Origin of the sequence: Streptomyces sp. NPDC005962 (genome assembly GCF_040629205.1) — a bacterium.
In the GTDB taxonomy this organism is placed as follows: domain Bacteria; phylum Actinomycetota; class Actinomycetes; order Streptomycetales; family Streptomycetaceae; genus Streptomyces.
Genome location: NZ_JBEXVE010000057.1, coordinates 1 through 9,857, shown reverse-complemented (window position 1 = coordinate 9,857; position 9,857 = coordinate 1). Strand labels below are relative to the sequence as shown.

11 protein-coding genes and 1 pseudogene are annotated in these 9,857 nt (G+C 69.6%); 6 read left to right on the top strand and 6 right to left on the bottom strand.

Annotation, left to right across the window (positions count from 1 at the left end):
• A pseudogene (locus ABZ370_RS43770) lies at nucleotides 1–83 on the bottom strand (electron transfer flavoprotein subunit beta); the annotation flags it as partial.
• 203 nt (nucleotides 84–286) lie between these two features.
• On the opposite strand from ABZ370_RS43770, the gene ABZ370_RS43765 reads away from it, so the two are divergent.
• Nucleotides 287–970: a TetR family transcriptional regulator gene (locus tag ABZ370_RS43765; protein ID WP_358634118.1), complete on the top strand. Its 684-nt coding sequence runs from the start codon at nucleotides 287–289 to the stop codon at nucleotides 968–970.
• A gap of 102 nt (nucleotides 971–1,072) precedes the next feature.
• Complete coding sequence (locus ABZ370_RS43760) at nucleotides 1,073–1,930, top strand: 3-hydroxybutyryl-CoA dehydrogenase (protein ID WP_358634115.1); 858 nt, start codon at nucleotides 1,073–1,075, stop codon at nucleotides 1,928–1,930.
• Between the two features lie 214 nt (nucleotides 1,931–2,144).
• Here the strand turns inward: ABZ370_RS43760 and ABZ370_RS43755 are convergent, their stop codons facing one another.
• Both ABZ370_RS43755 and ABZ370_RS43750 read right to left on the bottom strand, forming a co-directional pair.
• On the bottom strand, nucleotides 2,145–2,906 hold the full coding sequence (locus tag ABZ370_RS43755) for a winged helix-turn-helix domain-containing protein (RefSeq protein ID WP_358634112.1): 762 nt from the start codon (nucleotides 2,904–2,906) through the stop codon (nucleotides 2,145–2,147).
• A gap of 5 nt (nucleotides 2,907–2,911) precedes the next feature.
• Complete coding sequence (locus tag ABZ370_RS43750) at nucleotides 2,912–3,088, bottom strand: hypothetical protein (protein ID WP_358634109.1); 177 nt, start codon at nucleotides 3,086–3,088, stop codon at nucleotides 2,912–2,914.
• A gap of 234 nt (nucleotides 3,089–3,322) precedes the next feature.
• Here ABZ370_RS43750 and ABZ370_RS43745 point away from each other — a divergent pair, with 234 nt between their 5' ends.
• Nucleotides 3,323–3,721, top strand: coding sequence for a peptidase inhibitor family I36 protein (locus tag ABZ370_RS43745; protein ID WP_358634106.1), 399 nt, complete (start codon nucleotides 3,323–3,325; stop codon nucleotides 3,719–3,721).
• A gap of 91 nt (nucleotides 3,722–3,812) precedes the next feature.
• Nucleotides 3,813–4,442 (top strand): hypothetical protein, encoded by a 630-nt coding sequence (locus tag ABZ370_RS43740; protein WP_358634103.1) that lies wholly within the window; start codon nucleotides 3,813–3,815, stop codon nucleotides 4,440–4,442.
• Between the two features lie 69 nt (nucleotides 4,443–4,511).
• On the opposite strand, the gene ABZ370_RS43735 is transcribed toward ABZ370_RS43740, so the two are convergent.
• From ABZ370_RS43735 to ABZ370_RS43725, 3 genes are all read right to left on the bottom strand, one after another.
• Nucleotides 4,512–5,231: a ribonuclease H gene (locus tag ABZ370_RS43735; protein ID WP_358634100.1), complete on the bottom strand. Its 720-nt coding sequence runs from the start codon at nucleotides 5,229–5,231 to the stop codon at nucleotides 4,512–4,514.
• 62 nt (nucleotides 5,232–5,293) lie between these two features.
• Nucleotides 5,294–6,583, bottom strand: coding sequence for a hydroxyacid-oxoacid transhydrogenase (locus ABZ370_RS43730; RefSeq protein WP_358634097.1), 1,290 nt, complete (start codon nucleotides 6,581–6,583; stop codon nucleotides 5,294–5,296).
• Between the two features lie 56 nt (nucleotides 6,584–6,639).
• Complete coding sequence (locus tag ABZ370_RS43725; protein ID WP_358634094.1) at nucleotides 6,640–7,674, bottom strand: AsnC family transcriptional regulator; 1,035 nt, start codon at nucleotides 7,672–7,674, stop codon at nucleotides 6,640–6,642.
• A gap of 87 nt (nucleotides 7,675–7,761) precedes the next feature.
• On the opposite strand from ABZ370_RS43725, the gene ABZ370_RS43720 reads away from it, so the two are divergent.
• The gene (locus tag ABZ370_RS43720) at nucleotides 7,762–9,090 is read left to right on the top strand and encodes a carboxylesterase family protein (protein ID WP_358634091.1); all 1,329 of its coding nucleotides are present in this window, start codon (nucleotides 7,762–7,764) and stop codon (nucleotides 9,088–9,090) included.
• Between the two features lie 351 nt (nucleotides 9,091–9,441).
• Nucleotides 9,442–9,693 carry a hypothetical protein gene (locus ABZ370_RS43715; protein ID WP_358634088.1) on the top strand — a complete coding sequence of 84 codons (252 nt, stop codon included), beginning with the start codon at nucleotides 9,442–9,444 and terminating at the stop codon, nucleotides 9,691–9,693.
• Nucleotides 9,694–9,857: the final 164 nt, after the last annotated feature.

Here is a 9,857-nt window from a genome sequence, read left to right as displayed (position 1 = left end):
TCGAGCGTCAGGTCCTCGGCGAAGTGCCGATCGCCAGTGGCGTCGGGCACGTACTTCACACAGACAACGATCCTCAAGCTCACGCCGGCTCTCCTTACGGTTCCTGGACGTCTGCGCTGCCGAACCGGAGCACCTGAGCGAGGGTATGACACCCAGTACCCCTAGTAAAGGTACTGAGTGCCACTCTTGCCGGTGCTGATGCTACGTTCCCTCCATGACGGACGTACGCGACGAAGGCAGGGAGACCGCGGCGGTGGGCGGTTCTGGGCCATCCGGCAAAACGCCCATGCGTGAAGTGCTCATCGAGGCCGCGTTCCAGCTCTTCGTGGAGCACGGTTTCGAGCGGACCACAGTGGACGACATCGTGGCGCGAGCCGGAGTGGGGCGCCGGTCGTTCTTCCGCTACTTCCCGTCCAAGGAAGACGTCGTCTTTCCCGAACATGAGCGCTGCCTGACCGAGATGAGCACCTTCCTCGCGACGAGCACCGACGGCGAACCGCTCGACGTGGTCTGCGACGCGGCCCGCCTCGTCATGCGGATGTACGCCGCGAACCCCGAGTTCTCCGTGCAGCGCTATCGACTCACGCGCGAAGTGCCCAGCCTGCGTGGGTACGAGCTGTCCGTGGTGCACCGTTACGAGCGGACCCTGACCCACTACCTCCGGCAACGCTACGCGGGAGACCGGAACGGAGCGCTGCGGGCGGAAGTGCAGGCCGCGGCCGTCGTCGCCGCGCACAACAACGGGCTGCGGACCTGGCTGCGAGGCGGAGGGCACGGCGATGCCGCGAAGACGGTGGATCAGGCTCTGACGTTCGTCCGGCAGACGTGGAGCGATGCCGACGAATCCGCGGAGAGCGGCACCGCGCCCGCACCGGACGACGACGTGATCGTCATGGTGGCGCCACGGAGCGCTCCGATGTGGCGCGTGGTGCAGAAGATTGAGAAGACGCTGGGAGACGACCAGCCATAGCCGTGGCACTCAGAGCCTTGACCGAGGGTACTCAGTGCCATAGCGTGAGCCGGGCCGTCGGCCCCCCTCCCCAAGCCTGCCCTTCCCCTACGAAGGACTGCCATGGAAAATGTCTCCCGCCTCGGTGTCGTCGGCTGCGGCCTGATGGGTTCCGGAATCGCCGAAGTCGCCGCCCGTCAAGGCCTGGATGTCCTGGTGGCCGAGGCCACCCATGACGCTGCCGAAGCCGGCCGCCGCCGCATCACGGCCTCCCTGGACCGTGGCGTGCGGCGCGGCAAGTTCACCGAGGACCAACGCGACCAGACCCTGGCCCGACTGAGATTCACCTGCCACCTCGGCGACCTGACCGACCGCCAGTTCGTCATAGAGGCGGTCGCCGAACAGCGGGATCTCAAGACCACGGTCATCCAGACCCTCGACAAGGAAGTCGTCGACCCCCGGGCGATCCTGGCCACCAACACCTCCTCCCTACCCGTCGTCGACCTCGCAACCGTCACCAGTCGGCCCGAGCAGGTCATCGGGATGCACTTCTTCAACCCGGTCCCGGTGCAGCCCCTGGTGGAGCTGGTCCCCGCCCTGACCACCGCCCCCGAGACACTGGAGCGCGCCAGGGACTTCGCCGCCCAACGGCTGGGCAAACGAACGATCCAAGCCCCGGACCGCTCCGGCTTCGTGGTCAACGCCCTGCTGGTGCCCTATCTCCTGGCCGCGGTCCGCATGGTGGAGACCGGCACTGCCCGCCCTGAGGACATCGACCACGGGATGGAGTTGGGCTGTGCCCACCCCATGGGGCCGCTGCGACTGCTCGACCTCATCGGGCTCGACACCGCCCAGGCCGTTGCCGAGTCGCTGTATGAGGAGTTCAAGGAACCTCTGTACGCACCGCCCGCCCTGCTGCGCCGCATGGTCGCGGCCGGACGCCTGGGCCGCAAGAGCGGCCACGGCTTCTACGCCTACTGAGGGCAGCGGCGATGCCGCGCATGTTCTCCGCCCGGTTGATGAGGGTGCCGTGAGCCTCGGTGATGGCTCGTAGCGCACCAAGGTGCGCAGCGGCGACGAGCGCATCCCAGTCGGCCGCGAATGGGCGCGCGGTGGCGTCCGCCGATTCTCGCCCGGCCACGGTGCGGCGGCGAGCCGCGGGCCGCGGTCGAAAATTGCGTGGTTCAGGTGTGGTTCAGGTTCTGACGGGGCCGCCGTTGAGGAGCGCCGCTCCCAGTGGAGTGACCATGTGGACGACGACGTTGCGGTGGCGACGGCTGCGGACCAGACCCGCGTCCCGCAGGACCGAGGCCTGCTGACTCGCCGTCGGCAGGGGAACACTGGTCCGCCGCGCGAGTTCGGTGGTGCTGCACGGCCCCACGGCGACGGCCTCCAGGACACGGGCCCGGGTCGTACCGAGCAGCGCGGCGAGGGCGGAGCGCCCGGCTGTCCCGCACGGCGCGGCCCAGTCGAGGTTGCGTTCGACCGGGTAGACCAGTGTGGGCGGCAGCCCGATGTCGAGGAAGGTCGTGGGAGCGCCCCAGCAGAAGAAGGACGGCTGGAGTATCAGTCCGCGCCCGCCCAGATGGATGTCATGGTCGGCCGGGAAGGCCAGTTCGAAGATCGGATAGCTCCAGCGGGCGGAGGGATGCAAAGTGGCGAGCACCGCCTCCCAGCCGCCTTCGGTCAGCGTGCGGAGGCGGGCGGCACGGTCACGGGCCACCTGGGACTGGACGCGATGCCAGACCGGGTCCAGCGCCGCACCGAAATACCCGCCGACCGCGTCCGCCACCCGCAACACCGACTCGGGCGTACCCTCCGCCAGTTCACGCGCCCAGCTCGGCAGGGGCCGGCCGGGGTGCCGCAGGACCAGTTCCTCCAGATCCCCGCGCAGCCGGGCGCGGGGCGTCCTCCGCAGCGCCTCCAGCCTCTCCGTCAGGGACTGTCCGGCACCCACGGGTGTCAGGAAGTCGACGGCGTAGCCGACGGGCGGAGCCGCCGTTTCCACTGGCCGAACACCACGGTTCCCTGTTTGTGCCTCAGCCGGTACAGGCTGAGCAGCGTCTCCCACATCGGATCGGGTCCCGGCGCCAGGGTGATCCGGGCGAGATCCTCGACGCTGAAATGCATCCTGAGCACGGCGCTCCTTGCCTGTCCCTCATCCCGCGTGACATGTCTACCGCTGCTCACAACCGGACTGTGAGGGCTGTTTCTGCCAATACCGCGCAAGGTTCCCGCTCGTGGTGGACAGCGATATTTCACCTGGATGGAACGAGCTGTGCGCGGGGCTCCGGGCTCGGAGAAGCTCGTGTCAGTGCCGCTGGACACGGAGGCCGGCGGCTGTCCACGCCCCATCCGACGAAGGAGACAGCCATGCGCACCACACGTCTCGCCCTGGTAGCCACCAACATGGCGGCGGTCGTCGCCGTCCTCACCCTCCCCGGAGCCGCCTCGGCGACCGAGACCCAGCGCAATGTATGCCCCACGGGGTACTTCTGCGCCTATCCCCAGACGGGCTGGCAAGGCCAGGAGTGCAAGTGGGACGTCGCGGACCCTGACTGGACTTCGGGCATCTACAAGTGCTCCTGGGCCGCGAGCAAGCCCGTGAAGTCGGTCTACAACAACGGGACGTCCAGCGCGACCGGCGTGGCGTTCTACCTCAACAAGAACTACGGCCACCGGGTCGGCTGCACCCGGAAGCACTCGGGCGGGAACCTGGTCGGCGACTACAAGGTGAAGTCCCACAAGTGGATCAGCGGCTCCTGCGGCTGACCGGCCGGATCACGCACGTTCTCGTGCGCCCGCCCGGAATGGGCGGGCGTACGGGCTTTCGCACAGCGGCGGAAGATCGCACAAACGCACGGTGAGGGGATTCATCGCCATGTTCGTACGTCATCGCGCCGCGCTCGTCGCGGCGGCCGCGGCGCTCGGGAGCGCCCTGGCCTTCATCAACCCGGTGCACGCCGCCTCTTCTCCCGCGGAAGCCGGCGCACACCGCGCGGCTGCCGCGGCGGCCGGCGGGCACACCTACCTGCAGTTCACGAAGCGCTCCAGTCCGCAGAATTCACGGCTGAGCCTCGTGCTCGTCCCGGCGTCGAGCCCGGGGCATCCCCGGACCCTGGGAAGCTGGCGCGCCGGGTCCGGCAATGGCAGCAAGGACACCTGTGCGAGCAACGCCGGGTGGCTGCCGAACGGCACGTACAAGATCCAGCGGTTCGACAACCACCACGACGGCGGGCTGCGGGGCATCAACGGCATCTCCTGGTACGTCGGTGATCACGAGTGTCACAGCGGCCACCCCCGCACCGAGCTGTTCATCCACAGCGAGATGCTGCCCAGCGGCCGTGCCGGAAGCTCCGAGCCCTACCGGTGGGACGGGAACAGCGACTACAAGTCGAACGGCTGTATCAAGCTCAAGCCGTCCGACATCCGGAAGCTCCGCAGCCTGTACACGTCGGGTTCCCCGAAGCCCACGAAGCTCTACGTCCGCTGACCACGCGGCGATCGCGCCACGGCCCTGCCCGGTGTCCGGGCAGGGCCGTGGCCTGGCGGCGGGCTGTTCCTATCCGGCCGCCGTGGCCTGGGTCGCGCAGGCGGGGTGGCCCCAGCCGTCCGGGTTCTTCGCGATGAGCTCGCCCTTCGCGTACGGCTGGCCGCAGCGGCAGCGGCCGGGGAATTTCGCCTTGATCGAACCGCCGCCTGAGCGGGCGGACTTCGCCCGCCGCTGGGCGGTCGGCTGCGACGGCGACGTGCGGCCGCGGCCTGCTGAGCGGGAGGCCGTCTGGGGCTCCGGGGGCGGCAGGGCGGAGCCGAGGGAGGTTCCCGCGGCCTGCTGGGTGCGGGCCGTGTGGCTGGCGGCCCGGTCCGCGGCGGCGTTGAACGGGTCGCCGTCGACCTGGTGGGCGGGAACGTAGACGAAATCGACCGTGCGGTCCTTCAGCAGCTCGTCGATGCTCATCACGAGGTGCTGGTTGGCCACCGGTGAGCCGGAAGCCGTCTTCCATCCCTTCCTTCGCCACCCGGGCAGCCAGGTGGTGACTGCCTTCATGGCGTACTGGGAGTCCATCCGCACCTGCAGCGACTGCGCCGGGTCGGCGGCCTCCAACAGCCTTTGCAGCGCGGTCAGTTCGGCCACATTGTTCGTCGCGGTGCCCAGTGGCCCGGCCTCCCAGCGCCCTACCTCGCCATCGGTGTCCGTATCCGCGATGACCCACGCCCAGGCCGCGGGCCCGGGATTCCCCTTCGACGCCCCGTCACACGCGGCGATGATCTGTCCATCCATGCCCCCGATACTGCCAGTGATCCCGGCGGGCAGCCGCCCATGGATGGTCACCGGCCCTCACCTCACCAGAGCGACAGCGAGCGGTCGAAGATCCCGGCGAGGTCGTCCTCGGTGACCTCGCGCGGGGCGGTGGCCAGCAGCCGCTGCTGCTTCATGGTGCCCTCCACCAGGGCGGGGATGTCGCCCTTGCCGTAGCCGACACCGCCGATGCCGTTGGGAATGCCGATGTCGCGCATCAGCTGCTCGATCGCGGACGGCAGATACTCGGCGGGGTCGGTGGGGCGTTCCATCCGCGGGGCGAGGAGTTCGGCGGCCCTCAGGTGCCGCTCGGGCTGTGCGGTGAAGGTGAAGCGGAATGCCTCCGGCGCGGTGAGCGAGACGGCCATACCGTGGGGCACCATCGGCTCGTGTGCGGGGTAGCCGGCGGGGTGGAAGTCCTTCACCCGCCCGGCGATCGGGTAGGCGTTGGCGTGGGGGATGTGGACGCCCGCGTTACCGAATCCGAGACCGGCGAAGGTTGCCGCCAGGGCCATGTCGGAACGCGCCTGAGGGTCGTCGCCGTCGCGGACCGCGGTACGGAAGGACTGTGCGAGCAGGTACAGGGCCCGTTCCGACCACACGTCGGAGACCGGGTTGGCGCCGCAGTACGGGACGCGCTGCTCAGGCCGCTTGCGCGGGTAGGTGTCGTAGGGGCGGGCCGTGTAGCTCTCCAGCGCGTGGCACAGGATGTCCATGCCGCTGGCGGCGGTCACCCCGGCGGGCTGGGTGAAGGTCAGGTCCGGGTCGATGACCGCGAGCGTGGGGCGCAGGCGGGCGTGGCTGATGCCGGTCTTGACCTTCAGATCCAGGACGTCGAGCACGCAGATGGTGGTGCTCTCCGCGCCGGTTCCGGTGGTGGTGGGGACCGCGACCAGCGGCAGAAGCGGGTTCGCGGGCGCCAGCGCCCTGCCCACCGGTGCGTTGATGTAGTCCATCAGCGCGCCGGGGTTGGTGCTGAGCAGGTTGACGGCCTTGGCGGTGTCGATGCTGGAGCCGCCGCCCACGGCGACGAAGGCGTCCCATGGGCCCGACGCCTGCGCGTCGTCGACCGCCTGCCGCAGGCTGACGTCGGTGGGCTCCACGTGCACGCCGTCGTAGACGTGGGCTTCGATGCCGAACGCGGACATCCGTTCGGCGATGCGGTGCGGCGCGCCGGTGGCGGCCACCCCGGCGTCGGTGATCACGAGGACCCGGCGGGCCCCGTACTGAGCGAGGTCGAAGCCGATCTCGTCGGATACTCCCGGCCCGAACTTCAGCGCCGGAGCGCCGTAGGTGAAGACGGACTCGGGTCCGGCCGGAACGGTGGTGCTCATACGCGTCCCTCCTGGGTGATTCGGTCGGCGACGCCGTCGACCATGTGCGGGTCTGTTCAGAGGCTGCCCGGGCGGACCAGGCCGGTCCTTTTGACTCCGGACAGGATGGGGGTGACTTCGAGGGTGGAGATGTGTGGGAGGGCGCCGACGGTATCGCTCAGGAAGTAGTAGAGCGCGTTGAGGTCGGCGGCGGCGACGGCCACGAGGAGGTTGGCCGTGCCGGTGGTGGCGGAGGCGAAGCGGACTTGTGGGTGGCGGCTGAGCTGGTGGCCCGTCTCCTCCAGGCCACCGGGGGCGACGGTGATCCACAGCAGTGCCTCGGCGCGGATGCCCAGCCGGGCGAGGTCGACTTCGGTCGCGAGTCTGAGGACCTGGTCGCCGACCAGCGCCTCCAGTCGGCGCCGGGCGGTGACGGGGGTGGTGTCGGCGCGGCGGGCGAGGTCGGCGTAGGAGGCCCGTCCGTCCTCGACCAGGGCCGTGATGAACGCGTGGTCGGCGGGCGGGAGAGCCGGACGGGCGGCCGGGGCAGAGGTGTTCGGGGCAGAGGTGTCCGGCCGGGCAGAGGTGTCCGGGCGCAGGCTGGTCAGTTCGTCTTCCGTCAGCAGGCCGCCGCTCCAGTCGAGGGCCGCCGGGAAGACCCGCAGGAGGACGTGAGAGGTCCACGACAGGACCGCGGGGGTGGCGGGAAGATCGCGCAGCAGCAGCGAGTTACGTGCGTCCGGCCCGTCCAGGAACAGGATGGCGCAGATTTCGTCGCCGCCGCCGAGGACGTCCACCCAGATGGTGTCGGCGCGGCGGGCCAGGGTGGCGGCGATGGCGCTGATCCGGCCGGGTCTGCACCGGATACGCAGGGCCAGCGGAATCAGATCGGGGAACCACACGGGGTTGCGCACGGCTGTGGCGCGCAGTGTCCTGTCGTGGAACAGCGGTGCCGCGCGACGGACCACGGTGCGCTCCGAGATGCCCAGGACACGTCCGACCGTGCGCCACGAGGCTCGCGGGGAAGCCAGCATCGCGGCGGCGATCCGGCTGTCTGTTTCATTCAGCGGATGGCCTGCTTCCACCGTTTTCCTGGATGTCTTGTCCTTCATTCGCGTCTTGCATCCCTCTTTCTGGCTCGGATTGACGCTTCCGGATAGAAACACCTCAGAGTAACCGAGACGAGGGAGGCGAACACGATGACGGGTATCGCAGGCCGGATCGCGCAGACGGACCGCGGCCGGGTCAGGGGCGTCACGCGGGGCGAGGTGATCTCCTTCAGGGGAATCCCCTACGCCGCGTCGCCGGTCGGTGAGCTGCGCTTCGCACCGCCCCGGCCGCACCCGGGATGGACCGGGGTGCGGGAGGCGGTGGAGGCCGGACCGGCTGTCCCGCAGGCCGCCTCCCGGCTGGAACAGGTGATGGGAGCCCGCGTGCCGGACTGGAACGAGGACGGCGCGCTGACCGTCAACGTCCACGCTCCGTCGGGGGCGTTCGAGGACAACGCGTCCCGCCCGGTCCTGGTGTGGTGGCACGGGGGCGGCTTCACCAGTGGCTCCGGCGGATGGGACTGGTACGACGGGGGGCGGCTGGCCGCGCTGGGCGACATCGCCTCCTTCGGCGGCGATCCGGGCCAGGTGACGGTCGGCGGGCAGTCGGCCAGGGCGTATTCGGCCCTGTCGCTGGCGCTCGATCCGCGGACGTCGGGGCTCATGACCCGGGTGCTGCTGCAGAGCGGCCCGTTCGGCCTGGCGCCGCAGGACCCGCGCAACGCTACCGAGAACGCCGAAACCTACCTGCGGCTGCTCGGTGTGGAGAGCGGAGCGGACCGCGCGAAGACACTGCGCACGCTGCCCGTCGAGCAGTTGCTCTCCGCCTACGGCCGGCTCGCGGGGCAACTCGCGCGTCCGGGCAGCGCCGCCCCGCCGATGTATCCGGTGCTCGGCGGCCCCGGTGTTCCCCGCGCCTGGCAGCGGACGCTCGCGGACGGTGCCCTGGACGGCAAGGCGCTGCTGATCGGTACCACCCGGGACGAGGCGACGGCGTTCACCGCCTTCGATCCGCGCGTCCAGAACCTCACCTCCGCCGGTGCGCTGGACCTCCTGACCGGTCAGCTCGGCGAACGGGCCCATGAGGTCTACCAGCGGTATGCCGCCCGGCTCGAGCGGCCCACTCCGGCGCGGGTCTTCACCGCGGTGCAGACCGATGAGCTGTTCCGCGACGATTCGCTGCGGATCGCCGACCACCACGCGACCGGGGGCAACGCCACGTACGTCTACCGGTTCGACTACCGGCCGGCCGAGGACGGGCACGCCCTGGGCGCCACGCACTGCGGCGAACTGCCCTTCCTCTTCAACACCTTCGACGCCTACCCGGACAGCCCGATGCTGGGCAGGCCCACGGACGCCGGGCGGGCCCTGGGGCGCGCCTTCGCGACCTCGGTCGCCGAGTTCGTCACCACCGGATCGGTGACCGACTGGCCGCCCTACGCTCCCGCGACGGCCGACCGCATCCGGCACTTCGGCTGAGCGCCGGACCGGCTGGCTCTGTTCGGCACTCATGACAGCGGTTGTTCACGAGTTTGGGAGGCACCCCGATCCACGGTCGCGTGATGTTCACGAGTTTTGACAGCACTGGGGTTCTTGCCAGGGCAGCATCGGAGTGCTCCTGGTGAAAGGTGCTGGTCATGCCGCAGATGTCGAAGGTCGAGCTGTATGCGGCGATTCGGCGTGATCACCGTGCTGGCATCTCGATGCGGGCCTTGGAACGCAGGTACGGGGTGACGTACCGGACGGTGAGGAAGGCGGTGAACTCCGCCTGACCCGGAGCCGAGGAAGAAGCTCCCGCCTCGTGCTACCGCGCTCGATCCGTACAAGCCGGTGATCGACGAGACCCTGCGGTCCGACCTGGACGCCCCGCGCAAGCAGCGGCACACGGTCACGCGGATCTTCCATCGATTGCTTGAAGAGCACGCCGCCGAGGTCTCCTATCAGATGGTTCGCCGCTATATCGCCGACCGGAAGCCCGAGATCCTCGCGGCATCCGGGAAGGTGCCGGTGGAGGCGTTCGTCCCACAGACCCACCAGCCCGCCGTGGAGGCCGAGGTCGACTTCGGTGACGTCAAGGTCTGACGGATCGTCGGTAGCCGCAGAAGACGAACGTGAACGAAGCCAACCCTCAGCGCTGGTGCTCCTTGAACACGCGGTACTCCCGCCACAGGATCTGCACGGCTGCTGGAGTGGGCGGGCTCACGTCCTTCAGCAGAAGACTGTCCCTGTTGGCCCTTACAGCCTGA